We start from the raw sequence: 24,393 nt of genomic DNA on the forward strand, positions 1-24,393 counted from the left end.
GTCAAAGGTGGCCAGGCCCCGACCGGTCCCGCTCAGCCCCCAGTGCCTCGGTCGTGTCCGGGGTTTCCGGGGGCGGTGTCGGTGCGCCGGGGAGGCGTACCGTTGCCGTCGTGCCGCCGCCCTTCGCGGGGGACAGGGTGACCTCGCCGCCCGCCTGCTGGATCGTGCGGGCCACGATGGACAGGCCGAGGCCGGAGCCCGGCAGGGCCCTCGCGCTGGGGGAGCGCCAGAAGCGGTCGAAGACGTGGGGGAGTTCGTCCTCGGGGATGCCGGGGCCGTGGTCGCGGACCGTCAGGACGCCCTTGCTCAGCTGCACCTCGACCGTGCCGCCCTCGGGGCTGAACTTCACCGCGTTGTCGAGGACGTTGACGACCGCCCGCTCCAGCGCGGAGGGCTCCGCCCGGACGTACCAGGGCTCCAGGTCGGCCGTGATCGTCAGCTCCGGGCCGCGCAGGCGGGCGCGGCGCAGGGCCGCCTCGACCGCGTCCTGGAAGGAGACCACCTGGACGCGCTCGCCCCGCTGCCCCTCCGAGCGGGACAGCTCCTGCAAGTCGCCGATCAGCGCGGCCAGTTCGGTCATCTGCGCCTTCACCGAGGCAAGCAGCGCCTTGCGGTCCTCCGGCGGGATCGGGCGGCCCGTCTCCTCGCTGCGGGTGAGGAGTTCGATGTTCGTACGCAGGGAGGTCAGGGGCGTACGGAGTTCGTGGCCGGCGTCGGCGATCAGCTGCTGCTGGAGGTCGCGGGAGCTGGCCAGCGAGGCGGTCATCGAGTTGAAGGAGCGGGACAGGCGGGCCACCTCGTCCTCGCTGTCGTCCTCCACGGGGATGCGGATGGTCAGGTCCTCGGTCCTGGCCACGTGCTCCACGGCCTCGGTCAGCTTGTCCACCGGCCGCAGACCGGCGCGGGCCACGGCGAGGCCCGCGGCGCCGGCTCCTATCACTCCGATGCCGGAGACGACGAGGAGCACGAGGGCCAGGTCGTTGAGGGTCTTCTCGGTGTTCCGCAGCGGGATGGCGACCTGCACACCGATGTTGGGCCCGCGTGCGCCGCTCGCGGTCGAGGTGGGCAGGAAGGGGCGGGTGAGCACCCGGAGCTCGTGGCCCTGCCCGTCGACGCCGTTGCGGAAGTAGATCTTGTCGGAGAGCGCCTTGATCTGCGCCTTGTCGGCCTGGGTGACCTTGATCGTGCCCGAGGCGCCCCCGATCAGGCAGATCTTGCCGTTCTCGGTGACCACCTGGGAGTACCTGTCCTGGAAGAACCCGCCGGCCGCGGGCGTGTCGGTGCAGTTGGACAGGGTGATGTCCAGCTGCTCCAGCTGTGCCGAGCCGCGCAGCGACTTCTGCAGATCGTCGTCGAGCTGGTCGTACAGCTTCCCCTGCACGATGAACCAGCACGTCACCGAGACCGCCGCCACCGCGAACGCCACCGCCGCCGCGACCAGCATCGCCAGCCGGGCCCTGATCGGCAGGGACCGGTAGCGCCGTACCAGATTGCTCACTCGGCGCCGCCCTGCCGCAGGACGTACCCCACACCCCGCACCGTGTGCACGAGGCGCGGCTCGCCGCCGGCCTCGGTCTTGCGGCGCAGGTACATGACGTAGACGTCGAGGGAGTTGGAGGAGGGCTCGAAGTCGAAGCCCCAGACCGCCTTCAGGATCTGCTCGCGGGTGAGGACCTGACGCGGGTGGGCCATGAACATCTCGAGCAGGGTGAACTCCGTGCGGGTCAGTTCGACCTGCCGGCCGCCCCGGGTGACCTCGCGCGTCGCGAGGTCCATGCGCAGGTCGCCGAAGGTCAGCGCCTCGTCCTCCTGGGCCTCGGCCGACACCGCCGCCGCGTACGAGCTGCGCCGCAGCAGTGCGCGGATCCGGGCGAAGAGCTCGTCCAGTTCGAAGGGCTTGACCAGGTAGTCGTCGGCGCCCGCGTCCAGGCCGGTCACCCGGTCGCCGACGGTGTCGCGGGCCGTGAGCATGAGGATCGGGGTCGTGTCGCCGGCGCCGCGGATGCGGCGCGCCGCCGTCAGGCCGTCCATCCGCGGCATCTGGATGTCCAGGACGACCAGGTCGGGCCTGTACGCCGTGGCCTTCTCCAGGGCGTCCGCCCCGTCGACCGCGACCTCCGTGTCGTATCCGTCGAAGGCCAGGCTGCGCTGGAGCGCCTCGCGTACGGCCGGCTCGTCGTCGACGATCAGGATGCGCTGGGGGTCACGGTCGCCTTCGGCGGGGCTCATCGCTCGCGATTCCTCGGGGTGCGGTGGGAGGGACGGGTTTCTCACGGCTTGTACGGGTGTCTCCCGGCTGTCTCTCAGCCTGCCACGGCCGGCGGGCCGGGAGGCACACCTGCCGGGGTGGTGGCCCCGGCAAGCCGGTCAGGCCCGGACCGCGGTCAGGCGGTTCAGCGGCACCTTGCGGCGGTGGGTGCGCAGCGGGGCGGTGCGCAGGCCCATCAGCTCGGGGACCGGTGTGACGGCCACCTCGGGCGCGCGGGGCGCCGGCTCGGGCCTGCGGGGCGCCGGGATGGGCAGGTGCAGGTCGCGGGTGACCGCGAGGGCCAGGGTGATGTCGGCGGGACCGCGGTCGGTGTTCTGGTGCGAAACCTTGGTGATCATGGCGTACTCCCTGCTGACTGAGGGGTGAAGCGCTAGCTGTTGTTGCCCGCCCGCAGCTTGGCCAGGTCGGACTTGACGGTGTTGACCGGGATCGCGAAGCCGAGGCCGACGCTGCCCGCGTCCGTGGACGACGAGGACTGCTGGCTGGAGGAGTACATCGCGGAGTTGATCCCGATGACGTTGCCGCTCGCGTCGATCAGCGCGCCGCCGGAGTTGCCGGGGTTGAGGGACGCGTCGGTCTGGATCGCCTTGTACGTCGTCGTGGACGAGCCGGTGTCGCCGTTGAAGTGCCGGCCGCCGAACTCGAACGGCCACTGGCCGTCGCCGCCCTGGCCCTGACCCTGGTTCTCGTCGGTGGACACGGTCACGTCCCGGTTGAGCGCGGAGACGATACCGCTGGTGACGGTGCCGGTCAGGCCCTCGGGGGAGCCGATCGCGACGACCGTGTCGCCGACCTGGACGCCGCTGGAGTTGCCGAGGGAGGCGACCTTCAGACCGGAGGCGCCCCGCAGCTTGATCAGCGCCAGGTCCTTGGAGCTGTCGGTGCCGACGACGTCGGCGGTGTAGCTGTTGCCGTCACTGGTGCGCACCTTGATCGACTGCGCGCCGGAGACGACGTGGTTGTTGGTGACGATCTCGCCGTTCGACGAGATGATCACGCCGGAGCCGGTGGAGGAGCCGCTGCCGAGGGTGGCGTTTATCTCGACCACGCTCGGGCTGACGGCGGCAGCGATCGCGGCGACGTCGCCCCTCTTGCCGGTCGGCACCACGGTGGTGCTCGTGCCGGCGGTGGCGACCGTGTCCTTGCCGGTCAGCTCCTGGAAGCCGTACGCCGTGGCGCCGCCGACCGCCGCCGCGACGATCGCGACGGCCGCGAGGAGGGCGACGGGACCCCGGTTGCGCTTGGGCTGGTGCCAAGCGGAGTCCGTCGCCGGCCGGTACGGCGGCGGGGGCGGCCACTCGGGGTTCGCGGGAGCGGAGTAGCTGTGCTGCTGCTGGGTGTGGTCACCCTGGCTCTCGGTCATGAAAGTAGCCTCCCCGGTGACCATGAGAGCTTCCTGAGTGCTCGCTGAGAAGCCCGGCAGAACCTCGTTTGACCGATATGAAGACGGACCCGGGCTGCTCAGCCCGCGCAGCCGCAGCTCGTGCGTACCACCAGCCGGGACGGGAACGTCTTCAGCCGCTCCCGCCGGGAGCCCGCCACCCGCAGCCCGTCGTCCAGGACCAGGTCGACCGCCGCCCGGGCCATCGCCGAGCGGTCGGAAGCCACCGTGGTCAGCGGCGGGTCGGCCAGCGCCGCCTCCTTGATGTCGTCGAACCCGGCCACGGCCAGCTTGCCGGGCACGTCGATGCGCAGCTCGCGGGCCGCCCGCAGCAGGCCGATCGCCTGGTCGTCGGTGGAGCAGAAGATGGCCGGCGGCCTCTTTGGGCCGGAGAGGATGTCCAGGGCGACCTGGTAGGCGTCGTAGCGGTTGTACGGCGCCTCGAACAGCCGGCCCTCGGTGGACAGGCCCGCCTCGTCCATGGCCCGCTTCCAGCCCTCGACGTGGTCGGAGACCGGGTCGCCGACGGCCGGTGTCTCCGCCGTACCACCCATACAGGCGACGTATTCGTAGCCGTGCTCCAGCAGGTGGCGTACGGCGAGCTGGGCGCCGCCGAGGTCGTCGGTGACCACGGCCACGTCGTCGATGGCCTCGGGGCGCTCGTGCAGCAGCACCACCCGGGCGTCCCAGGCGTCGATCTCCGCGGCGGCGAGGTCGTTGAGCGCGTGCGAGACGAGGATCAGGCCCGACACGCGCATGCCGAGGAAGGCGCGCAGATAGTGGACCTCGCGTTCACCGATGTAATCGGTGTTTCCGACCAGGACCATCTTTCCGCGCTCGGAGGCGGCCTGCTCGACCGCGTGCGCCATTTCCCCGAAGAAGGGCTGGCGGGCGTCCGGGATGATCAGGCCTATGAGGTCGGTACGGCGCGAGGCCATCGCCTGGGCGACCCGGTCGGGGCGGTAGCCCAGTTCCTTGATCGCAGCGAGGACACGCTCGCGCGTGGCCGGGGCGACCGGCCGGGGTCCGTTGTTGATGACATAACTGACGACGGCCGTGGAGGTTCCAGCCAGCCGTGCCACGTCATCCCGAGTCACCTTCGCCACGCGCGGAGTCTACGCGGATTGACCCTTTCTGGGCAGGGCGTATCAGTGCTTGGATGTGCGGGAGCAATGCCCCGCCCGGACGGGCGCCACACCTGCCCGGGCGGAAACGGCCGGAAATCAGACGTCCGCGTGGATCTCGGCGCCGTCGTGCACGGGGGCTGCGTCCGCGCCCTCGGCCCCGGCCCGGTCGGCCCGGGACTCCGCCCTGGCCTTGGCCTTGGCGTCCTCGCCGCCGCGGTCGCCCTTCTCGGGGGTGACGAAGCGGTAGCCGACGTTGCGTACGGTGCCGATCAGCGACTCGTGCTCCGGGCCGAGCTTGGCGCGCAGCCGCCGTACGTGGACGTCGACCGTGCGGGTGCCGCCGAAGTAGTCGTAGCCCCAGACCTCCTGCAGCAGCTGGGCGCGGGTGAAGACGCGGCCCGGGTGCTGGGCGAGGTACTTCAGCAGCTCGAACTCCTTGAAGGTGAGGTCGAGGACCCGCCCCTTGAGCTTGGCGGAGTAGGTGGCCTCGTCCACGGACAGATCGCCGTTGCGGATCTCCATCGGGGAGTCGTCGCTGACGATCTGCTGCCGTCCCATGGCCAGCCGCAGCCGTGCCTCCACCTCGGCGGGGCCGGCGGTGTCGAGCAGGACGTCGTCGATGCCCCAGTCGGCGGTGACGGCGGCGAGACCGCCCTCGGTGACGACGAGGATCAGCGGACAGCCGGGGCCGGTGGAGCGCAGCAGCTGGCACAGGCTGCGCACCTGGGGCAGATCGCGGCGGCCGTCGACGAGGATCACGTCGGCGCCCGGGGTGTCGACGAGGGCGGGGCCCTCCGCCGGGGCCACCCGCACGTTGTGCAGGAGCAGGCCGAGGGCGGGCAGCACCTCCGTCGACGGCTGGAGGGCATTGGTCAGCAGTAGCAGAGAACTCATACGTCTGGTTCCTCCTCGGTCCCTGCGAGGACTGTGCGGACGGGCACTGCTCTGCGATCCCGAAGGCCCCGTACACCGGCGGTCACCTGAGGTTTCCCGCTTCGTATACAACGCGTCCGAAAGCACAAAAGGACCCGGGGGCTGCGCTGCCCGAGTCCTCTGCCCAGCAGAATAGCCCACATGAGCAACGGTCCGGCAGGTCATGTGGAACGTTCCACCGTTCGTCCGTATCCCGAGACAGGCAGACGGGGCCCTATCCGGACGTTTCTGTGCACAGCCGACGGAGTTCCGGTCGATTCCGTATACGACCCGGGCACCGTTGTATACGAAAGACACCCGTACACCTCCCGTACACGCTCGGGCGACCTGGTGTTCGTCGTCGCCCACGGGTTCACCGGGGACGCGGACCGCCCGCACGTGCGACGGGTGGCGGGGGTGCTGCGCGGTTACGGCGCGGTCGTCACCTTCTCCTTCCGCGGCCACGGGCGCTCCGGCGGCCGGTCCACGGTCGGCGACCGGGAGGTGCTGGACCTCGCCGCCGCCGTCGAGTGGGCCCGCGGCCTCGGGCACACGCGCGTGGCGACCGTCGGCTTCTCCATGGGCGGCTCGGTCGTCCTGCGGCACGCGGCCCTGAACCCCGGCACGGTCGACGCGGTCGTCTCGGTCAGCGCCCCGGCCCGCTGGTACTACCGGGGCACGGCCCCGATGCGCCGGGTGCACTGGCTGGTCACCCGCCCCGAGGGCCGCCTGGTGGGCCGCTACGGCCTGCGCACCCGTATCCACCACCGGGAGTGGGACCCGGTGCCCCTGTCGCCGGTGGAGTCGGTGCCCCGGATCGCCCCGGCCCCGTTGCTCATCGTCCACGGCGACCGCGACGGCTACTTTCCCCTCGACCACCCCCGGATGCTGGCCGAGGCGGCCGGTGACCACGGCGAACTCTGGGTGGAGCCGGGCATGGGGCACGCGGAGCACGCGGCCGAGGACGCCCTGCTGGGCCGGATCGCGGACTGGGTGTCCACCCGGGCGGGCTAGCCTGACAGCACTCTTGTTTCTTTCTTGCCGTCGATTGAGGAAACACATGCCCAAGGTCACGGTCCGCTACTGGGCCGCCGCCAAGGCCGCGGCCCGGGTCGCCGAGGAGCCCTACGACGCGGACACGCTCGCCGACGCGCTGGCCGCGGTGCGCGCGCGGCACCCCGGCGAACTCACGCGTGTACTGCAGCGATGCTCCTTCCTCGTCGACGGTGACCCCGTCGGGACCCGCGCGCATGAGACGGTACGGCTGGCCGAGGGCGGCACGGTCGAGGTGCTCCCGCCGTTCGCAGGAGGGTGAGATGAGCGACCAGCCGTATCAGGGCGGTCAGCCCTATCAGGGCGGCCCCTACGAGGGCTACGACCCGTACCAGCAGCAGTGGTCCGGGTACGACGAGCACCAGCAGGGCCACGACCCCCAGTTCACCCAGCACTGGCAGGGGCAGACCTGGGAGACCCGGACGCACGCCTCGATGCAGACGCCCGCACAGATGCCCGCACAGGGGGCGGAGACGGCGTATCTGCCGCCGCAGACGTTCGAGGGGCAGCAGGAGTACCAGCAGCCGTACGCGGGGCCGTACGTGGCCGCGCCGCAGCCGCAGGCTCAGGCTCAGCCCATGCCTCAGCCGATGCCGCAGCCACACCCTGGACCGGCACAGGCACAGGCACAGGCACAGGCACAGGCACAGGCACAGGCACCGGAGCCGGATGCCGAGTCCGGGCCGGCCTACGGCCCCGCCACCCTCGCCGGCAACGCGCGGATCACGGATGCCCAGCGGGCGCGGCTGGAGGGCCGTTCGCCGATCATCGAGCCCGGGATGCAGCCGGCGCTGCTGACCGCGGTGCTGGGCCTGCTGCTGGCCGCGACGGCGCCGATCGCCTCGTACGCGCTCGTCGTCCCGCTGGTGGTGCTCCAGGCGGTGACGGCGGCGGGCTGGTTCCGGCTGAACGGCATGTGGCCGGCCCGGCAGGGCATCGCGCTGGCCTTCGCGGGCGGCCTGGCCGCCGACGTGGCCGTGCTCGCCGCGGGCCGAGGGCACGCGCCCGCCGCGATCCTGGGCCCCCTCGGTGTCTGGGTCCTGCTGTCCCTGGTCCTGCAACTGCGCTCGCACGCCTCGCCGGACGAGCGGATGTACGGCCTGATGGCGACGGTCGTCTCGGCGGCGCTGTCGGTCCTGGCCACCGGCTATCTGGGCGCCGAGCCGCACGCGGTGTCCGTGGGCGCGGCGGCGGTGGCGGTGGCCGTCCTGGCACGGGCCCTGCCGCTGCCGACACCGGCTTCGGTGGTGGTGGCGTTGCTGGCGGCGGCGGGCGCGGGGATCGCCGTGGGCGGTGCGACCGGGCTGGGCGCGAAGGGCGCGCTGCTGGGTCTGGCCGCCGCGGTCTGCGCGCTGATCGGCCATCGCGTGGCCGGCTACGACTACCCGTCGCGGTTCGTGCACTTCACGGCCGGTGTGGCGTTGCCGCTGTCGGCGGCGGCGCCGGTGGTGTGGGTGCTGGGGCGGGCGCTGGGTTAGAGCCGTTCCCAGCCGGGCATCGCCTGGACGGCGGGCCCCGACCGGAGGTGAGGGCGGGCATCGCCCTGGTCTGCCGGGGCGCGCCGCGCCCGCGCTGTCCGACGAGGGGCAAGCCTGGAGCCCCGGCCCGATTCCGGCGGGCCGGGGCTCCATATCATGCGGTTCCTTCAGGGCTAGTTCTCGCCGCCCCAGTCACCGCCCCATTCGCCGCCCTCACCCTCGTGGCCGCCACGCTCGCCGCGGTGGTCGCAGACCACACGGAAGCTACCGACCACGCCGTGCTTGACCTCGATGCCCTCCGGGTTGTGGACGCGCACGCCGTCGCTCTGGCTCCAGGGTCCGACGGTGGCGATGGGAGCGCCGTTGTCGCACACGGCCCCGCGGAAGAGCTCGACGGTCTTGTCGCTGTCGTTGCGGACGTTCAGGCTCTTGGCGCCCAGGCCGCTGACCACGGTGATGCAGTCGCCCGGGTGGCTGGAGTACGACCGCTCGTTGACCAGGATCCGGCCCTCGAAGTGGCGCCGGCCGCCGTGGCCTCCCTCGTGGCCTCCCTCGTTGCCCTTGCCGTTGTTGTTGTTGCCGTTGTTGTTGTTGCCCGTTCCGCCGCCGAAGGGTGCGGCAGCGGCTGCGGCCGGCGCCGCCTCGGGGGCGGAGTCGGCCGCGGCGTAGGTGACGCCGGTCGCGGCCAGGGCCGCCGCAGCCGCGACGGCGGCGGTGACCACGGACGAACGAGACATCTGCATGGTGGTTCTCCAATCTCTGAGACACCGACGTTTCGGCCGGTTGAGAAGGAACGTATAAACCGACCACATGCCTGTCATGTCGGGAATGCCCGGAGACTGGCTGACAGGGGGTCAATCGGGGGATTTACGGCGCAGGGGCGCCGTTTCCCGTCCGGCGAGGCGTTCCTCAAATCCCAGTGATCGCACCGGAGTTGATCGGGGGGCGGTCCACCGTCTAGCCCTTTTGGATGATCTTAGGATAAATGGCCACACCGACGGCGAGCGTGTCGCTACCGGCGCAGCGGGGGGCGTCGCGTTAATGGCGGCCCGGAAGATGAGGGAGCGGCAGAAGGTGCGGGCAAGCCGGAGGGCCGTACCCCCACTGGCGTCCAACCCAGGGGATACGGCCCTCCGCCGTCACCGAACCCGCTCAGACCGCGATGGCGACCTCCGCCAGCGCGCCCTTCTCCGCCACGACCACCGTGCGGTCGGCGGAGCCGCCCGGCACCAGGGCGCGCACGGTCCACGTGCCCTCGGCGGCGTAGAAGCGGAACTGGCCGGTCGCCGAGGTCGGGACCTCGGCCGTGAACTCGCCGGTCGAGTCCAGCAGACGGACATAGCCCGTCACCGGCTCGCCGTCGCGGGTCACCTGACCCTGGATCGTCGTCTCACCGGGCTTGATCGTGGAGGCGTCCGGGCCGCCGGCCTTCGCTCCGCACATGCTGTCTCTCCTGAGGGGTCTGAGGGGGTCTTACTTGTTCGCGCCGAGCTCGATCGGCACGCCGACGAGGGAGCCGTACTCGGTCCAGGAACCGTCGTAGTTCTTGACGTTCTCGACGCCGAGCAGCTCGTGCAGCACGAACCAGGTCAGGGCGGAGCGCTCACCGATGCGGCAGTAGGCGATCGTGTCCTTGGCGAGGTCCACGTTCTCCTCGGCGTAGAGGGCCTTCAGGTCCTCGTCCGACTTGAACGTGCCGTCGTCGTTGGCGTTCTTCGACCACGGGATGTTCCTGGCGCTCGGGACGTGGCCCGGACGCTGCGACTGCTCCTGCGGCAGGTGCGCCGGGGCGAGCAGCTTGCCGGAGAACTCGTCGGGGGAGCGCACGTCGACCAGGTTCTGCGAGCCGATCGCGGCGACGACGTCGTCACGGAAGGCGCGGATGGAGGTGTCCTGGGCCTTGGCCTTGTAGTCGGTGGCCGGGCGCTCGGGGACCTCGTCGCCGGCGACCAGCTCGCGGGCGTCCAGCTCCCACTTCTTGCGGCCGCCGTCGAGGAGCTTGACGCTCTCGTGGCCGTACAGCTTGAAGTACCAGTAGGCGTACGACGCGAACCAGTTGTTGTTGCCGCCGTACAGGACCACCGTGTGGTCGTTGGCGATGCCCTTCTTCGACAGGAGCTTCTCGAAGCCCTCCTGGTCGATGAAGTCGCGGCGGACCGGGTCCTGGAGGTCCTTGGTCCAGTCGATACGGATCGCGTTCTTGATGTGGTTCTTGTCGTAGGCGGACGTGTCCTCGTCCACCTCGACGATGGCGATGGCCGGGTCGTCCAGGTGCTCCTGCAGCCAGTCGGCATCGACCAGGACGTCGGTGCGGCTCATGCTCTTTCTCCTCCGGGGCAGTTGCGGCGGGGCGTGCGAGTAGAGAGGGGTGTGCGCCCGAGCGGCGCACGGGTGCCCTTCCAGCAGGGCAGGCGTGAGATGCGGAAGCCGGGGACTTTCGCTCAGAAGGGGCGACAGAGCATGGCGGCAACGCGGCACAGGTCGACTGCCCGCCGCTTCGTGAGATCCGCCTGTCGCTTCATGGGCTCGATCGTAGGGACGTCCGGGCGGGCGTGTCACCGGTGTGTCATATCCCGAGACGCGATCGTCCGTATGGTGGTACGAGAAGAGCGCCCGGTGGCCGCCGTACGGCCTCCGGACGCTCGCTTCGGTCTGCGCATCTACGGTACGGACATCATCGTCTCGCCAGTCGGACGATCGCCGTCCGCCGCGGTGTTCCGGCCCGCCGGTTCCTACCCCGCCAGCCTGACGTCGGAACCCTTCACCGTGATCTGCACGCCGTCCTTGGCCGCCTGCACCTTGTCCAGCTTGACGCCACCGGGCAACCGGTCGATGGCCTGCTGGAAGTCGGTGATCTCGCGGATCCGGCTCTCGGCGATCGCGGCGGCGCCGAGCCGGGGCAGCGAGTCGGCGTGCACCTGCACCTTGTCGTTCTCGACGGTCACCGTGCTGAGCACCGGAACCGTCTGCTTGATCCCGAGGGCCGAGACGGTGCCCTCCACCATGACCTTGATCTTGCCGTTGCCGCCGTCGGAGAGGCCGACGATCCGGGCCGTGATCCCGGGGGCGACCTGGGTCGGCTCGGACTTGGCGGTCTTCAGCAGTTCGGCGTAGGAGATGGTCGCGGTGCCGGTGGCGCTGGAGGCGGTGGCGGAGCTGTAGTCGCCGGAGAAGGAGACACCCTTCATGTCGGCCTTCAGGTCGTCGATCCGGATCGTCTTCCCCGTGGTGCCGGTGGCGGCGTCGTAGTCCTTGATCCCGACCTCGACGTCGTCGAGCGACCCGCCCGCGACCTGGGTCAGGAACGGGAACCCCTTGATGTTCACGTCCGGCGTCGAGGCCAGGTTCTGCGTCGACTTCAGCTTGTCCGCGGCCTGCCCCTCGGCGAAGTGCACGGCGACCCGGTCCGCGATGATGAACAGCCCGCCCAGGATCACGACGAGGATCAGGATTATTCGCAGGGCGCGCATGTGGTGTTTCCCCCAGGTCGACGGCAGATGTGCGGCTACGCCACGGTAACCCTGCGGGGCACGGCCGGGCGGCGATTGTGGATCACTTGTGACAGGCGCGACCCGTCCTACCCTTGTCCTATGTACGCACGGCGGCGTCACATCTACTTCGCCATGATGGGGACCTGCATCGGGCTCTTCGTCCTGGCCTGGGGAGTCGTGCGTCTCTGGTCGGTCCCGGCGGCCGTGGGCATGTGCATCGTGGCCATGGTCATCCCGCCGGTCGCCGCGATGATCGCCAACCGGCGGGGCCCGGAGGACCGCTGGTGGGACGATCCGTCCGGCGACCCGCAGTCGGACGAGTGGTGGGACGAACTGGACGGCAAGAAACCGCCGAGGCGGTGAGCGGTCAGTAGACGAGGGCCTGCGTGTCGTCCGCCAGCGTCTCCTGTACGAAGACCTGAGCGCCCGCGATCCGTACGCCCTCGATGACATCCTTCTCGGTGATCTCCCGCCGGGCCGCGCACTGGGTGCACAACGTGAGACGGCCCGCGGCGAGGACGGCGTCGATGAGGTCGGGCAGCGGAGCGGCGTGCGGCAGCTCGAACTCCGCCGCCCGTCCCGGCAGCGCGAACCAGGACGACTCCCCGGTCAGCCACAGCGACACCTCGACCCCGCTGGCCACGGCCACCGCCGCCACGGTGAACGCCTGTGAGCACCGCTCCGGGGCGTCGGCCCCGGCGGTCACCTTGATCACGAGCTTCTTGGTCATACCGGAAGCGTAGCCGCGACGACGGCGGTGACGATCAGCGTGGCGACACAGAGGACGGTGAGTGCGTCGCTGACGATGGCGCCGTCGATCGATCGCCGGGGGTGCCGTCTCTGCCGGGCCCGCTCGGCGAAATACGGGTGGAAGGGCGGGAGCGAGTACGCGGGCTGGACGAACTCCGGGTCCCGAGGCGTACGCCCCTCCTCCTGGCTCCGCTTGCACTCCTCGTACGGCAGTCCCGTCATGCCCGGTGCTCCCGTCGCTGGTGCTGGCGGAGCAGAACGTTCGCGTCGGTCTCCGCGCTCCGGTCGTACGACGCCTGCGCCGAGTCCCGCTGCTCGGCCAGCGCCAGGCAGGCGCGGCAGCCGGGCACCGGCCGGGGCGGCCGGCTGAGGTCCTCGGGGTCCGGCGGCACGCACGCACCGGCCGCGCGGGTGTGCCGGTTCGTCGCCCCCACCTCGGCACTCAGCCGCTCCCGGAGCGTGGCCGGGCGAAGCGAGGCCGGATCGGCCTGCCACTCCCGGCCACCGCCGACGGGGCGCAGCATGGCGTATGGGCCCGCCTTGGCCTGGTACTCACCGACCTTGCTCGTCGCCGGGTCGAAGAGGAGGGATCCGGGTTCGAGAGGCTCCGACTTCGTCGTCATCGGGGGCAGCTCCTTTCATGAACGCCTGTGCGCAGCGCGATCGTTGAACTACGCTGCGTGTTCGGGTACTTCGAGCATGGCGCATGGAAAGGGCGTTCATGCCATGGAGAGGCCCAACTTCAACACCAGGCCCTTCAAATTCCACAAATTCCACAGCCGGGGAGCGCGATGCCGCAGCGAAGGGTGGTCACCGGACGCAGTCAGGAGCCGAGGATGCGGTTCGCCGAGGAGCTGCGGCTCCTGCGGACCGAGCGGGGCTTGAGCCTGCGGAAGCTGGCGGAGGAGGTCGGCTGGGACGCCTCGCAGTTCGGGAAGATGGAGAGCAGGCGGACGCTGGGCAGCCCCGAGGTCGTACAGGCGCTGGACCAGTACTACGGGACGCCGGGGTTGCTGGTGACCCTGTGGGAGCTGGCGGTGGCGGACCCGAAGCAGTTCAAGGAGCAGTACCGGGGCTATATGGAGCTGGAGGCGGAGGCCGTCAGCCTGTGGCACTACGGCGTGAGCATCCTGCCGGGCCTGCTCCAGACGGACGGGTACGCGCGTGAGGTCCTCGCGCTGGGCGGATACGAGGGCGAGGAACTGGACCGGCAGGTCGAGGCGCGCACCGGTCGGCGGAATGTGCTGGAGGGCGGGGATGCACCGCCGTTCCGCGCGCTTATCGCGGAGGCGGTGCTGCGTACGCCGCTGCGCGATGCGGGGGAGTGGCGGGAGCAGTTGGACTACCTGCTGGAGGCATCGGAGCGCCGGAACGTCACGGTTCAGGTCCTGCCCCAGAACTCCGGCCTGCACGGGCTGGTGAGCACTGCCGTGATGTTCCTGCGGTTGCTGGATGGCCAGACTGTGGCCTACACGGAGAACGCGCACCGTGGTGAACTGATCGAGGAAGTCAGCTCAGTTGAGCTGCTGCAACGTGCGTACGATGCGATGCGCGACCTGGCCCTGAACCCGGCTGCGTCGCGGAAGTTCATCCTGCGGATGTTGGAGGAAGTGCCGTGCGAGCCATCGACCTGAGCGGCGTGACGTGGCGCAAGAGCAGCTACAGCAACCCAGACGGCGGCGAGTGCGTCGAGGTCGCCGACAACCTCCCCCTCGTCCCCGTCCGGGACAGCAAGGACACCACCCGTACCCCGCTCCTCTTCGGCGCGGGCGCCTGGTCCGCCTTTGTCGAGGGAGTCAAGCGGGGGTGACCGGGGGCTCAGCCGAAGAGTCCTGCGTTCACCGGGGTGCCCACCAGGTCTGTGACGTCTGACAAGGCCGCAGAACGATCGGTGTCGGGTGCGGGGGCGTGTGCCATGTAGCCGGTGTTCTGGGCGTGGGCAGTGGTCGACGTGACCGCCAGCAACAGACCGGCAGCCACACCCGTCGCCATCGTTCGCAGCACCTTGAGCATGCTCTTCTCTCCGATCTCGGGGCCGAACCTGGATCAAGGTTCGGGGCCGGCCGAACCCGGGGCGAGCCAGGCGGGCCGAATGGCGGTGCGGCCCCGATGCGGCGGCTGAACCCCTGGTCGGCCCACCTCGTCAAGAGAGCCCGCCCCCGGCCGCGTAAGCTGGGCCCCGGCTCTGTCGTATGCCCACCCTCGCTCAAGGAGCACCCGTGGAGATCTTCTTCGAAACCCTGCTGGTCCTGGTCTGCGTCGGCGTGCTCGCCTTCGCCGGTCTGACCGTGAAGAAGCTGTACCAGGGCCAGCGCTGACCCCGTCAAGGAATCATCCAGGAAAGCTCCCCTCATGATCGAGATCCCGTCCGACCTGCACAAGGACCTGGTCCCGCTCGCCTTCTTGCTCGGCAACTGGGCCGGTGCGGGCGTGCACGACTTCCCCGGCTCGCAGAAGTGCAACTTCGGGCAGGAGGTCAGCTTCACCCACGACGGCCGGGACTTCCTGGAGTACCACTCCCACACCTGGGTGCTGGACAACGACGGCAACAAGGTCCGCCCGCTGGAGTCGGAGGCCGGCTTCTGGCGGATCGACGCCGACCGCAAGGTCGAGGTGACGATGACCCGCGACGACGGCGTCATCGAGATCTGGTACGGCGAGATGGCCCACCAGAAGCCGCAGATCGACCTGGTCACGGACGCGGTGGCCCGTACGGCCGCCTCCCGGCCGTACAGCGGCGGCAAGCGCCTCTACGGCTACGTCAAGAGCGACCTCATGTGGGTCGGCGAGAAGCAGACCCCCGAGGCCGAGCTGCGCCCCTACATGTCGGCCCACCTGAAGAAGGTCGTCACCCCGGAGGATGTCGAGCGCTGGGCGAAGGCCCTCCCGGAGGACATGCCGGACGACGGGATCGCGTTCTTCAAGTAGATCCCAGTAGACCTGCCGCTCAGGCTTGCATCACCGTGATGGCTCCGCGCACTGCGCCGGGGCCATCAACTGTTTCCGAGCCCTCCCTCGGCCACCGCTCTGGGGGTTAACAGATTTGAAGCGCAGTGCACTGCGCTTGCGAGGGTTGGCGTCCTTCGTTATCGTTGAAGGCAACGGCGCGGCTTGCCAACGGAGTTGGCGCTGTGCAGAGAAGCTGTGCACGAGAAACAGAAACCCCCGGCTGCCCTGAGGGCGGCCGGGGGCTCGTAAATCCGTGCCCTGGGTGGCGTGCTGTGCAGAGGCGGACCCAGGGCGTTCGTCACCCACCGTATCACGGTGCGGCTGCTCTTGTAGTGAAACGTATCCCGGGCTGTGCTGTGCCCGGATGAAGGGGGATCTCGATGACCAGCAGGCTGCCGGAGTGGATGCTGCGCGCGTTCTCGAAGCTGCGGCTGGCGCGCTACGTTCGTGCGGCGCGCGGCAACGCCGTGGTGGCGAGGCGTCTGTACTGGTGGAACGTCGAGGCCTCGGCCGCGCTCTACGGTTCTCTGCACTGTCTGGAACTTGCGCTGCGCAATGCGGTCCACAAGCAGCTGTCCCTCGCCCATCACAAGGACGACTGGTGGACGACGGCACCGCTCAATCCGAACGGGCAGCGCCTCGTGGCCAAGGCTCGGAGCAAGTGCGAGCGCCGGGGACTTGTCCCGGCACCGCCCGACAGCATGGTCGCCGAGCTGTCCTTCGGGTTTTGGGCGTCGCTGGTCAGCGGGGGATCGGGTTACGACCGGTTGTTCTGGGTGCCCACCGTGCACAAGGCATTCCCGTACTACTCGGGCCGCCGCGATGTCCTGTACGACGGCCTGTGGTCGCTGGTGCTGCTGCGCAACCGGATCATGCACCACGAGCCGATCCACCACCGGGACCTCGCCGCCGACCATGCCAAGATCTACCGCATGCTGGGGTATCTCGACCCCGAGCTGGCCAAGGAGGCCCAGGCCATGGACCGCTTTCCGTCCGTTCTCGCGGGCAAGCGGGATGTTCTGCGTGGTGCCAGGCCTTCCCGATTCTGATGGGCGGAGGAGCGGTGAGCGACTTCGAGGGCGTCCACGTCTCACGGGCCGACATCGCCCGGTTCGCCGGGGTCAAGCGGCCTGCGGTGACGAACTGGGAGCGCCGGCACGCGGACTTCCCCCAACCTCTCGGGGAGGCTGCCCAGGGGGCCGCCGACATCGAGGTCTTCTCGGCGGTGCAAGTGCTGGCCTGGCTCGACCGGCGTGCCATCCCGGCGAATGCCAGGCGATCCGACGAGCCGGAAGGAACCACCTACGGTGACCGGTTCCGGGCCTCGCTCGGCGGAACGCGGACCGGAGCGCTGCTCAAGGCCGTGGACAGGCTGAGCGGTGCGGAGGCGGAACGATTCCGTGGGGAGCTGTCCCAGGCCGACTACGTCACCGTGCTGCTCACTCTCGTATATGTCCGGGGATGCCTGCCCGAGGAGTGGCAGAGGATCCTGACCGAGGTCCGCCGGTTTCAGTTCCCTCACTCCGGCGAACTGCTGGTGCGCATTCTGGCGAGCGGGGTCCGCCGCGGGCTGGGACCCGAGCATGAGCGCCTTCTTCTCGCGCTTTCGCAGAACCTGGGCGACTCCCGCGTGGTCGACACCATCCTGCTACTGGACGACACAGGACCGGTGGACCTGGCCGAGCACGCCCAGGCCTTCGAAAGACTCATGGTTCGCTACAGCGATCTCATGGGCCGAAGGGCGGGTGACTTCTTCACGCCCCGGGCCGCCGTCGACGTTCTCACGAAGCTTGTCGCCGACGGCAGTCGGAACGTCAGGAGTGTGCATGATCCCTTCGTACGAGCGGGTGAGCTGCTGCTGGCCGCGTGGGACGCGGTGGCGGATGCGCAGGGGAGCCCTCCTGAGGCGAGCGGCGCGGGAGTGGGCGAGCATCCGCTGGCACTGGCGGGCATGAATCTCGCTCTGCACGGCGTTCCCGAGGCCCGGCTCCGGACGGGAAGCACAGCTCCCTCGGCCGGGAACGACCCCTGGCACCAGGGTTTCGACCGCATCGTGACGAATCCCCCGTTCAATGTGAGGCTTGAGCGTCCCGTTGGGCACGGGCACTGGCGCTACGGGACGCCGCCCCAGCACAACGCCAACTTCGACTGGCTCCAGTACGCAGTGACCTGCCTGAGGCGAGACGGCCGCGCAGCCGTCCTCATGCCCGACATCGCCGCGTTCTCCGCCAACACCTCGGAGCGGAGGATCAGGGCCGCGATGGTGGAGGACGGCGCAGTGGAGGCGCTGATCGCGCTGCCGGCTCAGCTCTTTACGACGACAGGCATCCGTGTGACGATCTGGCTGCTACGGCATCCGACGGGGACGTGCGACGAGATTCTGTTCGTCGACGCCAGTCACCTCGGCTCGCTTGTCTCCCGTGTCCAGCGGGAACTGGCCGGGCACGAGACCCAACGCATCCTTGAGGAATACCGGGCCTGGATCGCTGCCCGGGCCGGCGGCAGCGCGTTCGCGGGGACCGAGGGCCTGAGCAGGTCCGTATCCATTGAGAAGATCAGGGAGAAGGACTACACCCTCAGCCCTGCCTTCTACGTGCCGAGCGGTACGCCGACCGGTGCCCGGTCCGTGGAGCCTGCGGACCTGGCTGCCCTGGCCGGGCAGCTGACCGAGCTGCACTCGCGGGCCCGGGACGCGGACTCCGCAGTCGAAGAACTGCTGGGGAGGTATGGCCTGTGAGCGAGGACCGACTCGACGATCTCCCTCGGGGTTGGCGGTGTGCTCCTCTCGGCGAGATCTGTGACATCCAGGCGGGCGGCCCGGCCGTGCGCAGGAATGAGCAGGTGCAGGCAGGGGTTCCGGTGGTTCGCCCCGGCGATCTCCGTCACCAGAGGATCTCGGCTCAGTCCGTGGTGCACGTCGATCCCGAGACTGCACGGGGACTGATCAAGTACCGGATTGCCACCGACGACATCCTGGTCACCCGGACCGGAACGGTGGGCCGGGTGGCGCTCGTCACCGACGGCGAGAGCGGGTGGCTGTACAACACCCACCTTCTGCGTGTGCGAGCGCACGATGCGGCGCTTGCCCCGTACCTGCTCGCCTGCCTTTCCCACCGACGGTCCGCCGACTGGCTGGAGCGCCGGGCGGCCGGAACCACCGGCATGCGGTCTATCACCGTGCGCACACTGCAGGACCTGCCGGTGTCGCTACCGCCGCTGGACCGGCAACGGGAGATCGGAGCCGCCCTCAAGGCAGTCGACGAGAAGATCAGGGCACATGAGGAAATCGTGCGGGTGACCACCGACCTTCGTGAGATCCTCACCGATCTTCTGATGTCGGGCCGCCTGCCCACAGGCCCCTGATGGGCGTCGGCGCTTCTACACTGGGCGGTGTGGTGAGCACCGACTGGAAGAGTGATCTCAGGCAGCGCGGTTACCGGCTGACGCCGCAGCGGCAGCTTGTGCTCGAAGCCGTGGACGCCCTCGAGCACGCGACCCCCGACGACATCCTCGTGGAAGTGAGGAAGACGGCGTCGGGGGTCAACATTTCCACGGTCTACCGGACGCTGGAGCTGCTGGAGGAGCTGGGCCTGGTCAGCCACGCCCACCTCGGCCACGGTGCGCCGACGTACCACCTCGCCGACCGCCACCATCATCTGCACCTGGTGTGCCGCGACTGCGAGAACGTGATCGAGGCCGATGTGGGGGTCGCGAGCGAGTTCACCGCCAAGCTGCGGCAGCACTTCGGCTTCGACACGGACATGAAGCACTTCGCGATCTTCGGCCGGTGCAAGGACTGCTCGCTGAAGAGTTCAACTACCACGTCGTAGGGTGGCGGTATGAAGAGCCCTCTGCTGTCCCTGCCCGGCGCCGTCCCCGCCGAGGGTGTGGACGAAGGTGTCGCCGCCCACTACGGCGATCTGTTCCGCGAGCAGCGCGCCCTCGCCGACGGCAGCGGCTTCGTCGACCTGTCCCACCGCGGTGTCGTCACCGTCAGCGGTGACGACCGGCTGAGCTGGCTGCACCTGCTCCTCACCCAGCACGTCAGCGAGCTGCCCGTGGGCGAGGCGACCGAGGCGCTGATCCTGTCCGCGCACGGGCACATCGAGCACGCGCTGTACCTGGTGGACGACGGCAGCACCGTCTGGGCGCACGTGGAGCCCGGCACGCAGGACGCGCTGATCGCCTACCTGGAGTCGATGAAGTTCTTCTACCGGGTGGAGGTCGCCGACCGGACCGCCGACTTCGCGGTCGTCCACCTGCCCGCCGGGTCCATCGCCGAGGCGCCCGAGGGCGTCGTCGTACGCGAGACGGCGTACGGCCGTGATCTGTTCCTGCCACGCGAGGACCTGGAGTCCTTCGCGGCCGCGCACGGGCCCGCCGCCGGCCTCCTCGCCCACGAGGCGCTGCGCGTCGAGCACCACCGGCCGCGGCTCGGCTTCGAGACCGACCACCGGACCATCCCGCACGAGCTGGGCTGGATCGGCAGCGCGGTGCACCTCCAGAAGGGCTGCTACCGGGGCCAGGAGACGGTCGCCCGCGTCCAGAACCTGGGCAAGCCGCCGCGCCGGCTGGTCTTCCTGCACCTGGACGGCAGCGACGTGCACCTTCCGGTGCCCGGCACGGAGATCCGGCTGGCGGAGGAGGGCGCCGAGGGCCGCAAGATCGGTTTCGTGACGACGTCGGTACGGCATCACGAGCTGGGGCCGGTGGCATTGGCGCTGGTCAAGCGGAACGTGCCGGTCGACGCGAGGCTCCTGGCCGGAGAGACGGCCGCCGCGCAGGAGGTTGTGGTCGAGCCGTAGCTCTGCGAGGCAGCGCCGTTGGGGTGCGGGCCGACGCCTGGCTGCGGCTCCGTCGTGGCCGGTCGCGCCCACGCGGCGGAGCCGCATATCGATTCAGCCCCGCGCCCCTTCGGGGCGGCACCCCGCCGGCGCGGGCGAGCGAGACCCCCCCGAGCAGCCACAGCCGACCGCGCCTAGATCTCCAGCAACACCGTGAACGGGCCGTCGTTCGTCAGCGACACCCTCATCTGCGCCCCGAAACGGCCCGTCGCCACCGTCGCCCCCAGCCCCCGCAGCTGAGCCACCACCTCGTCCACCAGTGGCTCGGCGACATCGCCGGGGGCGGCCGCGTTCCAGGTCGGGCGGCGGCCCTTGCGGGCGTCGCCGTACAGCGTGAACTGGCTGATGACCAGCAGCGGGGCGTCGATGTCGCTGCACGACTTCTCGTCCTGCAGCATCCTGATCGACCACAGCTTGCGCGCCAGCTGCGCCGCCTTCTCCTTGGTGTCGTCATGGGTCACCCCGACGAGCACGCACAGCCCCTCGCCCTCGATCGCGCCGACCGTCTCGCCGTCCACGACGACGCTCGCGCCGTCCACTCTCTGCACCACCGCACGCATGCGGACCATCATGCCGGGTGCCCGGTACGTGGTTACAGGGGGTCCAATATAGATCCCTTACCCCCATCTGGGGCCGTTCGGGGGCACTCGGTCCCATAGTGGTCAGTTGGGGTGGCACGATGCTTCCACACGCCGGTCGAGGGGACGGTCAGACGCACATGAGCACACCGAGCACCAGTGGGTCGCTGGGGACGCAGGGGACGTACCGGCCGCCCGTCCAGCGCGCCGACGCACCGGCGGGCCCGACACTGCCCGCGGAGCCGCCCGAGCCCGATCTCGCCCGGCTGAGCCTGCCCGAGCTGCGCACCCTGCGCCGCGACGCCCAGCGCGACGAGGCGGACCTCAGCTATGTGCGGCGGCTGCTGCAGGGGCGGATCGACATCCTGCGCGCGGAGCTGTGCCGGCGCGGCAAGGCGTCCGTGCCGGCGCCCGCGGACGGCTCCGTGGTGGACCGGCTCCCGGAGATCCTCAAGGACGCCCCGGCCCGGCACCGCTCCTCGGCCCGCCATCTCACGCTCGGCACCCCGCACAACGAGGAGTTCCGGCAGCTGGCCGCGGAGATGCTCGCCGAGGTCGAGCTGTCGGACCTCCAGGCGCGCACGGATCTCGAACTGACCAGCGCGATGGGGCGGTTGGTGCGGTATGAGCAGGAGGTCTCGCGGCGGCGTCAGCGGTTGCAGCGGACGACCGACGAGTGCAGCGGGGAGATCGCCCGGCGCTATCGGGTGGGGGAGGCGCAGGTTGACGATCTGCTGATGTGACCTCGGGCCGTCGGGCCGCCCGAGAGCTCGGGGAGTCGGAGAAATCCGGACGACAGATGGCGGCCGGTCCGCCTACCGTGGCCCCATGAGCGACGTCCGGATCGTTACCGAGGCCGACTTCGAGGACTGGCAGCGCGCGCTGGCCACGGGGTTTCTGCAGCCGCCGGTGCTGACACCCGGGGAACTCGACGCCCGCCGGGCGCAGTTCGTGCCGGGGCGGCTGCTCGGCGCGTTCGACGGTGGCCGGTGCGTGGCCACGTTCCGCTCCTTCGCGCAGGAACTGACCGCGGTGGGCGGCGCACTCGTTCCCGCGGACGCGATCTCCAACGTCACCGTCAGCCCCACCCACCGCCGCCGCGGCCTGCTCACCCGCATGATGAACCAGGACCTGGCGGCGGCGAAGGAGCGCGGTGACGTCGTGGCCACGCTGATCGCCGCCGAGTACCCGATCTACGGCCGCTACGGCTTCGGCCCGGCGACCTGGGCGACGACGTGGACCGTCGAGGTGCCCCGGGCAGGTCTCGATCCGCGCTGGTCGGGGCCGCGGGACGGTGGGCGGATCGACCTCGTGGACGGCGAGGACGTGCGCAAGTTCGGCCCCGGGCTGTACGAGCGGTTCCGTCGCACCCAGCCCGGCGCGGTCAGCCGGGACGACCTGTGGTGGCGGGTGAGCACCGGGGCGGTCCGGTTCCACGCCGACTGGACCGAGCCGTTCCACGCCGTACACCGCGCGGCCGACGGCGAGGTGCAGGGTCTGGTGACGTACACGTCCGACGAGACCTGGAACGGCAAGCAGCCGGACCAGACGGCCACCGTGCGCAGGCTGATCGCCACGACCCCGGCGGCCGAGCGCGCCCTGTGGCACTACCTGTGTTCCATTGACTGGATCACGAAGGTCAAGACCGGTTTCCGCGGCCCCGACGACCTGCTTCCTGGCTACCTCCCCGACCCGCGCGCCGCCCGGATCACCGGGCACGCGGACTGGCTCTGGGTGCGGATCCTGGATGTCGTACGGGCCCTGGAGGCGCGGACGTACGACGCGACGGGCGCGCTGGTGCTGGAGGTCGTGGACGACGCCGGTCTGGCCGGGGGCCGGTTCCGGCTTCAGGCCTCGCCCGAGGGGGCGTCCTGTGTGCCGGCGAATACGGAGGGCGCCGATCTCACGCTGCCCATAGGAGAGTTGGCCTCGGTCTGGCTCGGTGGGGAGTCGCTGCTCCGGCTCGCCGCGCTCGGCCGGGTCCGGGAAGAACGAGAGGGCGCCGCCCGGAAGGCCGACGCCCTGTTCCGCTCGCCCGGGCGGCCGTGGTGCCCGGACATCTTCTGACCGCTCCCTTCCCCCGGTGACGCTGACTGTGCATCCGTAGCGAGCTGTTCAGTTGTGGCTGTGCTGGCGGTGTTCGGTTGTGGCTGTGCCCTGCCGTGTTCGGTTGTGGCTGTGCGATGCCGTGTTCAGTTGTGACGGTGCGCTTCGGTGGCCGTCCCCTGTCCGGACTCCCGGCTCCCCTCCGGAAGGGAGCCCGGTCGGCCAACCACTGGGAAGCTTGACCAGGTCATGCAAGTTGGCAGCCAACTTCACTGTACTTATCTCCGTTGGGAAGCGTCTCATAACCAGCTATCGGTGAACTGCCGCAACTTGGCGGGAAGTTGTAGTGTTCGTCCGTGGACCCGGAGCACGCCTCCGCCAGTGGACGGACGAAGTCACAGCGGCCCCACCCGTCCCATCGCGAGATCGCCGACGAACTGCGCAGCCGGATCGTGACCGGTGTGCTGCGACCGGGCCAGCGCATGCCCACGCAGGCCGAGCTGGCCGGCGAGTTCGGTGTGGAGCGCGGGGCCGTACGGCAGGCGTTGCGCATCCTCCAGGCGGAGCGGCTGCTCACCAACGTGTCCAAGGGCAGTCCGGCCACCGTGGCGGGGATGCCGGGGCCGGCCCGGCCGCCCGCCGGACCTGCGGCGCCGCAGCCCACCATGGTCGGCCTCGCGCCCCGTATCGCGGACGCCTTCGCCGCTCGGCATGTGCGGATCGACGCCCTCTGCCTGACCTCGGTCTCGCTCACGCTGGCGGTCGGCGAGCCGCTCCGGCAGATCCACGCGGGGCGATGGAAACCGGCCAAGATCGATGTCCGGGTGCTGCTGCCCAGCCGGAACATCGACCTCGCCTTCCCGGCGGCGGTGGCCGCCGACGACCACGGTCTGCTGCACCGGCGCTGGCTGGCCCAGCGCAATGCCCAGGGCCTGGTGCTGCGGCAGAACCTGCTGGCCCTGTGCACCACGCACGGCGTCGACGTACGGGTCTCCTTCCGGGCGCTGCCGTTCACCCCGCCGGTCAAGCTGTATCTGCTCAACGGCTCGGAGGCGCTGTTCGCGTACTACACGCTGCTGCGCCGCGAGCGGGAGATCGACCACGAGCATCTGGAGCTGTACGACGCCGACGGCACGCGCTCGATGCTGTTCGCCTTCGAGCGGCGGGCCGGGGAGCGGGACGCCGCGTTCGTGGAGCAGTCGCGGCTGTGGTTCGACGCGCTGTGGGAGACGATCAGCTCGGATCTGCTGCTGACGTCGTAGGGGACGCCGTGAGGGGCGTCAGAGGGCCGGCCCCGCGAGGAGCACGGCGAGCAGGACGGCGCCGGCGGAGCTGAGCGCCGGGCTCTTGGCCTTGATGCCGATCGAGAGCAGAAGCATGCCGACGACACCGGCGGCACCGTACTTCCACTGGACGAGCTGTTCGAAGCCGACGACGAACAAGGCGGAGAGGAGAGCGAGGACGGGCACGGCGATTCCCCCTTAGGGCCGGTAAAAGGTTCACCAACTTCCAAAA

32 protein-coding genes are annotated in these 24,393 nt (G+C 70.1%); 15 read left to right on the forward strand and 17 right to left on the reverse strand.

All coding sequences use genetic code 11. The features are described 5' to 3' along the window. Position 1 precedes the first annotated feature (1 nt). The 6 genes from BFF78_RS22785 to BFF78_RS22810 form a co-directional block, all read right to left on the reverse strand. Positions 2-1,498, reverse strand: coding sequence for a sensor histidine kinase (locus tag BFF78_RS22785; RefSeq protein ID WP_099054914.1), 1,497 nt, complete (start codon positions 1,496-1,498; stop codon positions 2-4). After that, complete coding sequence (locus BFF78_RS22790; RefSeq protein WP_069780082.1) at positions 1,495-2,229, reverse strand: response regulator transcription factor; 735 nt, start codon at positions 2,227-2,229, stop codon at positions 1,495-1,497. The genes BFF78_RS22785 and BFF78_RS22790 overlap by 4 nt, the downstream gene beginning before the upstream one ends. Before the next feature lie 138 nt (positions 2,230-2,367). Beyond that, entirely contained in the window at positions 2,368-2,607 is a 240-nt protein-coding gene (locus tag BFF78_RS22795) for a hypothetical protein (RefSeq protein WP_069780083.1), read from the reverse strand. A gap of 32 nt (positions 2,608-2,639) precedes the next feature. Further along, on the reverse strand, positions 2,640-3,632 hold the full coding sequence (locus tag BFF78_RS22800) for a S1C family serine protease (RefSeq protein WP_069783741.1): 993 nt from the start codon (positions 3,630-3,632) through the stop codon (positions 2,640-2,642). 98 nt (positions 3,633-3,730) lie between these two features. Continuing rightward, positions 3,731-4,756 carry a LacI family DNA-binding transcriptional regulator gene (locus BFF78_RS22805; protein ID WP_079161430.1) on the reverse strand — a complete coding sequence of 342 codons (1,026 nt, stop codon included), beginning with the start codon at positions 4,754-4,756 and terminating at the stop codon, positions 3,731-3,733. 117 nt (positions 4,757-4,873) lie between these two features. Continuing rightward, the gene (locus BFF78_RS22810) at positions 4,874-5,671 is read right to left on the reverse strand and encodes a response regulator transcription factor (RefSeq protein WP_069780085.1); all 798 of its coding nucleotides are present in this window, start codon (positions 5,669-5,671) and stop codon (positions 4,874-4,876) included. Positions 5,672-5,851: 180 nt separating this feature from the next. Between BFF78_RS22810 and BFF78_RS22815 the strand changes: the two genes are divergently transcribed. Genes BFF78_RS22815 through BFF78_RS22825 form a run of 3 tightly spaced genes read left to right on the forward strand, consistent with a single transcriptional unit; the run spans position 5,852 to position 8,220 of the window. After that, positions 5,852-6,703, forward strand: coding sequence for an alpha/beta hydrolase family protein (locus tag BFF78_RS22815; RefSeq protein ID WP_079161431.1), 852 nt, complete (start codon positions 5,852-5,854; stop codon positions 6,701-6,703). 46 nt (positions 6,704-6,749) lie between these two features. After that, positions 6,750-7,004: a MoaD/ThiS family protein gene (locus BFF78_RS22820; RefSeq protein ID WP_069780087.1), complete on the forward strand. Its 255-nt coding sequence runs from the start codon at positions 6,750-6,752 to the stop codon at positions 7,002-7,004. A 1-nt stretch (position 7,005) separates the two neighbouring features. Beyond that, entirely contained in the window at positions 7,006-8,220 is a 1,215-nt protein-coding gene (locus BFF78_RS22825; RefSeq protein WP_069780088.1) for a hypothetical protein, read from the forward strand. Between the two features lie 173 nt (positions 8,221-8,393). Here BFF78_RS22825 and BFF78_RS22830 read toward each other — a convergent pair whose 3' ends face one another. The 5 genes from BFF78_RS22830 to BFF78_RS22845 all read right to left on the reverse strand — a co-directional run bounded on the left by BFF78_RS22830 (position 8,394) and on the right by BFF78_RS22845 (position 11,690). Further along, entirely contained in the window at positions 8,394-8,963 is a 570-nt protein-coding gene (locus BFF78_RS22830; protein WP_069780089.1) for a hypothetical protein, read from the reverse strand. Positions 8,964-9,372: 409 nt separating this feature from the next. Next, the gene (locus BFF78_RS22835) at positions 9,373-9,663 is read right to left on the reverse strand and encodes a DUF1416 domain-containing protein (protein ID WP_069780090.1); all 291 of its coding nucleotides are present in this window, start codon (positions 9,661-9,663) and stop codon (positions 9,373-9,375) included. Positions 9,664-9,693: 30 nt separating this feature from the next. Beyond that, on the reverse strand, positions 9,694-10,539 hold the full coding sequence (locus BFF78_RS22840) for a sulfurtransferase (protein WP_069780091.1): 846 nt from the start codon (positions 10,537-10,539) through the stop codon (positions 9,694-9,696). A gap of 122 nt (positions 10,540-10,661) precedes the next feature. Beyond that, complete coding sequence (locus BFF78_RS50185) at positions 10,662-10,742, reverse strand: Ms5788A family Cys-rich leader peptide (protein WP_350751515.1); 81 nt, start codon at positions 10,740-10,742, stop codon at positions 10,662-10,664. A 210-nt stretch (positions 10,743-10,952) separates the two neighbouring features. Then, a complete protein-coding gene (locus BFF78_RS22845) occupies positions 10,953-11,690 on the reverse strand; it encodes an LmeA family phospholipid-binding protein (RefSeq protein WP_069780092.1) in 738 nt (245 codons plus the stop codon). A gap of 120 nt (positions 11,691-11,810) precedes the next feature. On the opposite strand from BFF78_RS22845, the gene BFF78_RS22850 reads away from it, so the two are divergent. Beyond that, positions 11,811-12,074 carry a DUF3099 domain-containing protein gene (locus tag BFF78_RS22850; protein ID WP_069780093.1) on the forward strand — a complete coding sequence of 88 codons (264 nt, stop codon included), beginning with the start codon at positions 11,811-11,813 and terminating at the stop codon, positions 12,072-12,074. A gap of 4 nt (positions 12,075-12,078) precedes the next feature. Here the strand turns inward: BFF78_RS22850 and BFF78_RS22855 are convergent, their stop codons facing one another. From BFF78_RS22855 to BFF78_RS22865, 3 genes are read right to left on the reverse strand one after another with little or no spacing between them, the layout of a single operon-like run. Beyond that, complete coding sequence (locus BFF78_RS22855) at positions 12,079-12,441, reverse strand: DsrE family protein (RefSeq protein ID WP_069780094.1); 363 nt, start codon at positions 12,439-12,441, stop codon at positions 12,079-12,081. Then, positions 12,438-12,683, reverse strand: coding sequence for a hypothetical protein (locus BFF78_RS22860; protein ID WP_069780095.1), 246 nt, complete (start codon positions 12,681-12,683; stop codon positions 12,438-12,440). Before BFF78_RS22860 ends, BFF78_RS22855 begins: the two co-directional genes overlap by 4 nt. Further along, complete coding sequence (locus BFF78_RS22865; RefSeq protein WP_069780096.1) at positions 12,680-13,084, reverse strand: hypothetical protein; 405 nt, start codon at positions 13,082-13,084, stop codon at positions 12,680-12,682. Before BFF78_RS22865 ends, BFF78_RS22860 begins: the two co-directional genes overlap by 4 nt. A gap of 168 nt (positions 13,085-13,252) precedes the next feature. Here BFF78_RS22865 and BFF78_RS22870 point away from each other — a divergent pair, with 168 nt between their 5' ends. Beyond that, positions 13,253-14,095, forward strand: coding sequence for a helix-turn-helix domain-containing protein (locus tag BFF78_RS22870; protein WP_069780097.1), 843 nt, complete (start codon positions 13,253-13,255; stop codon positions 14,093-14,095). Then, the gene (locus tag BFF78_RS22875; protein ID WP_069780098.1) at positions 14,077-14,271 is read left to right on the forward strand and encodes a DUF397 domain-containing protein; all 195 of its coding nucleotides are present in this window, start codon (positions 14,077-14,079) and stop codon (positions 14,269-14,271) included. Before BFF78_RS22870 ends, BFF78_RS22875 begins: the two co-directional genes overlap by 19 nt. An 8-nt stretch (positions 14,272-14,279) precedes the next feature. Here BFF78_RS22875 and BFF78_RS22880 read toward each other — a convergent pair whose 3' ends face one another. After that, positions 14,280-14,474, reverse strand: a complete 195-nt coding sequence (locus BFF78_RS22880) for a hypothetical protein (protein WP_069780099.1) — start codon at positions 14,472-14,474, stop codon at positions 14,280-14,282. 339 nt (positions 14,475-14,813) lie between these two features. On the opposite strand from BFF78_RS22880, the gene BFF78_RS22885 reads away from it, so the two are divergent. From BFF78_RS22885 to ygfZ, 6 genes are all read left to right on the forward strand, one after another. Next, positions 14,814-15,389: a heme-binding beta-barrel domain-containing protein gene (locus BFF78_RS22885; RefSeq protein WP_069780100.1), complete on the forward strand. Its 576-nt coding sequence runs from the start codon at positions 14,814-14,816 to the stop codon at positions 15,387-15,389. Positions 15,390-15,790: 401 nt separating this feature from the next. Next, positions 15,791-16,459 carry a hypothetical protein gene (locus tag BFF78_RS22890; protein ID WP_069780101.1) on the forward strand — a complete coding sequence of 223 codons (669 nt, stop codon included), beginning with the start codon at positions 15,791-15,793 and terminating at the stop codon, positions 16,457-16,459. A 14-nt stretch (positions 16,460-16,473) separates the two neighbouring features. Continuing rightward, the gene (locus BFF78_RS22895) at positions 16,474-18,147 is read left to right on the forward strand and encodes an N-6 DNA methylase (protein ID WP_069780102.1); all 1,674 of its coding nucleotides are present in this window, start codon (positions 16,474-16,476) and stop codon (positions 18,145-18,147) included. Beyond that, on the forward strand, positions 18,144-18,773 hold the full coding sequence (locus BFF78_RS22900; protein ID WP_069780103.1) for a restriction endonuclease subunit S: 630 nt from the start codon (positions 18,144-18,146) through the stop codon (positions 18,771-18,773). Before BFF78_RS22895 ends, BFF78_RS22900 begins: the two co-directional genes overlap by 4 nt. 29 nt (positions 18,774-18,802) lie before the next feature. Then, positions 18,803-19,240, forward strand: a complete 438-nt coding sequence (locus BFF78_RS22905; protein WP_069780104.1) for a Fur family transcriptional regulator — start codon at positions 18,803-18,805, stop codon at positions 19,238-19,240. A 9-nt stretch (positions 19,241-19,249) separates the two neighbouring features. Beyond that, positions 19,250-20,215, forward strand: a complete 966-nt coding sequence (ygfZ, locus tag BFF78_RS22910; RefSeq protein ID WP_069780105.1) for a CAF17-like 4Fe-4S cluster assembly/insertion protein YgfZ — start codon at positions 19,250-19,252, stop codon at positions 20,213-20,215. Between the two features lie 173 nt (positions 20,216-20,388). Here the strand turns inward: ygfZ and dtd are convergent, their stop codons facing one another. Further along, positions 20,389-20,814 carry a D-aminoacyl-tRNA deacylase gene (gene dtd, locus BFF78_RS22915; protein WP_069780106.1) on the reverse strand — a complete coding sequence of 142 codons (426 nt, stop codon included), beginning with the start codon at positions 20,812-20,814 and terminating at the stop codon, positions 20,389-20,391. 158 nt (positions 20,815-20,972) lie between these two features. Here dtd and BFF78_RS22920 point away from each other — a divergent pair, with 158 nt between their 5' ends. The 3 genes from BFF78_RS22920 (at position 20,973) to BFF78_RS22930 (ending at position 24,140) form a co-directional block, all read left to right on the forward strand. After that, the gene (locus BFF78_RS22920) at positions 20,973-21,575 is read left to right on the forward strand and encodes an RsiG family protein (RefSeq protein ID WP_069780107.1); all 603 of its coding nucleotides are present in this window, start codon (positions 20,973-20,975) and stop codon (positions 21,573-21,575) included. 85 nt (positions 21,576-21,660) lie between these two features. Then, complete coding sequence (locus tag BFF78_RS22925; RefSeq protein ID WP_069780108.1) at positions 21,661-22,899, forward strand: GNAT family N-acetyltransferase; 1,239 nt, start codon at positions 21,661-21,663, stop codon at positions 22,897-22,899. A gap of 335 nt (positions 22,900-23,234) precedes the next feature. Next, positions 23,235-24,140 carry a winged helix-turn-helix domain-containing protein gene (locus BFF78_RS22930; RefSeq protein ID WP_069780109.1) on the forward strand — a complete coding sequence of 302 codons (906 nt, stop codon included), beginning with the start codon at positions 23,235-23,237 and terminating at the stop codon, positions 24,138-24,140. An 18-nt stretch (positions 24,141-24,158) separates the two neighbouring features. Here the strand turns inward: BFF78_RS22930 and BFF78_RS22935 are convergent, their stop codons facing one another. After that, positions 24,159-24,347: a hypothetical protein gene (locus tag BFF78_RS22935; RefSeq protein WP_069780110.1), complete on the reverse strand. Its 189-nt coding sequence runs from the start codon at positions 24,345-24,347 to the stop codon at positions 24,159-24,161. Positions 24,348-24,393: the final 46 nt, after the last annotated feature.

This window comes from Streptomyces fodineus, assembly GCF_001735805.1.
GTDB lineage: Bacteria > Actinomycetota > Actinomycetes > Streptomycetales > Streptomycetaceae > Streptomyces > Streptomyces fodineus.

Coding starts and splice junctions, on each gene's coding strand:
- BFF78_RS22790 (WP_069780082.1), bottom strand. CDS start 2,229: ATGAGCCCCGCCGAAGGCGACCGTGACCCCCAGCGCATCCTGATCGTC.
- BFF78_RS22795 (WP_069780083.1), bottom strand. CDS start 2,607: ATGATCACCAAGGTTTCGCACCAGAACACCGACCGCGGTCCCGCCGAC.
- BFF78_RS22800 (WP_069783741.1), bottom strand. CDS start 3,632: ATGACCGAGAGCCAGGGTGACCACACCCAGCAGCAGCACAGCTACTCC.
- BFF78_RS22810 (WP_069780085.1), bottom strand. CDS start 5,671: ATGAGTTCTCTGCTACTGCTGACCAATGCCCTCCAGCCGTCGACGGAG.
- BFF78_RS22815 (WP_079161431.1), top strand. CDS start 5,852: ATGAGCAACGGTCCGGCAGGTCATGTGGAACGTTCCACCGTTCGTCCG.
- BFF78_RS22820 (WP_069780087.1), top strand. CDS start 6,750: ATGCCCAAGGTCACGGTCCGCTACTGGGCCGCCGCCAAGGCCGCGGCC.
- BFF78_RS22825 (WP_069780088.1), top strand. CDS start 7,006: ATGAGCGACCAGCCGTATCAGGGCGGTCAGCCCTATCAGGGCGGCCCC.
- BFF78_RS22830 (WP_069780089.1), bottom strand. CDS start 8,963: ATGCAGATGTCTCGTTCGTCCGTGGTCACCGCCGCCGTCGCGGCTGCG.
- BFF78_RS22835 (WP_069780090.1), bottom strand. CDS start 9,663: ATGTGCGGAGCGAAGGCCGGCGGCCCGGACGCCTCCACGATCAAGCCC.
- BFF78_RS22840 (WP_069780091.1), bottom strand. CDS start 10,539: ATGAGCCGCACCGACGTCCTGGTCGATGCCGACTGGCTGCAGGAGCAC.
- BFF78_RS50185 (WP_350751515.1), bottom strand. CDS start 10,742: ATGAAGCGACAGGCGGATCTCACGAAGCGGCGGGCAGTCGACCTGTGC.
- BFF78_RS22845 (WP_069780092.1), bottom strand. CDS start 11,690: ATGCGCGCCCTGCGAATAATCCTGATCCTCGTCGTGATCCTGGGCGGG.
- BFF78_RS22850 (WP_069780093.1), top strand. CDS start 11,811: ATGTACGCACGGCGGCGTCACATCTACTTCGCCATGATGGGGACCTGC.
- BFF78_RS22855 (WP_069780094.1), bottom strand. CDS start 12,441: ATGACCAAGAAGCTCGTGATCAAGGTGACCGCCGGGGCCGACGCCCCG.
- BFF78_RS22860 (WP_069780095.1), bottom strand. CDS start 12,683: ATGACGGGACTGCCGTACGAGGAGTGCAAGCGGAGCCAGGAGGAGGGG.
- BFF78_RS22865 (WP_069780096.1), bottom strand. CDS start 13,084: ATGACGACGAAGTCGGAGCCTCTCGAACCCGGATCCCTCCTCTTCGAC.
- BFF78_RS22870 (WP_069780097.1), top strand. CDS start 13,253: ATGCCGCAGCGAAGGGTGGTCACCGGACGCAGTCAGGAGCCGAGGATG.
- BFF78_RS22880 (WP_069780099.1), bottom strand. CDS start 14,474: ATGCTCAAGGTGCTGCGAACGATGGCGACGGGTGTGGCTGCCGGTCTG.
- BFF78_RS22885 (WP_069780100.1), top strand. CDS start 14,814: ATGATCGAGATCCCGTCCGACCTGCACAAGGACCTGGTCCCGCTCGCC.
- BFF78_RS22890 (WP_069780101.1), top strand. CDS start 15,791: ATGACCAGCAGGCTGCCGGAGTGGATGCTGCGCGCGTTCTCGAAGCTG.
- ygfZ (WP_069780105.1), top strand. CDS start 19,250: ATGAAGAGCCCTCTGCTGTCCCTGCCCGGCGCCGTCCCCGCCGAGGGT.
- dtd (WP_069780106.1), bottom strand. CDS start 20,814: ATGCGTGCGGTGGTGCAGAGAGTGGACGGCGCGAGCGTCGTCGTGGAC.
- BFF78_RS22920 (WP_069780107.1), top strand. CDS start 20,973: ATGAGCACACCGAGCACCAGTGGGTCGCTGGGGACGCAGGGGACGTAC.
- BFF78_RS22925 (WP_069780108.1), top strand. CDS start 21,661: ATGAGCGACGTCCGGATCGTTACCGAGGCCGACTTCGAGGACTGGCAG.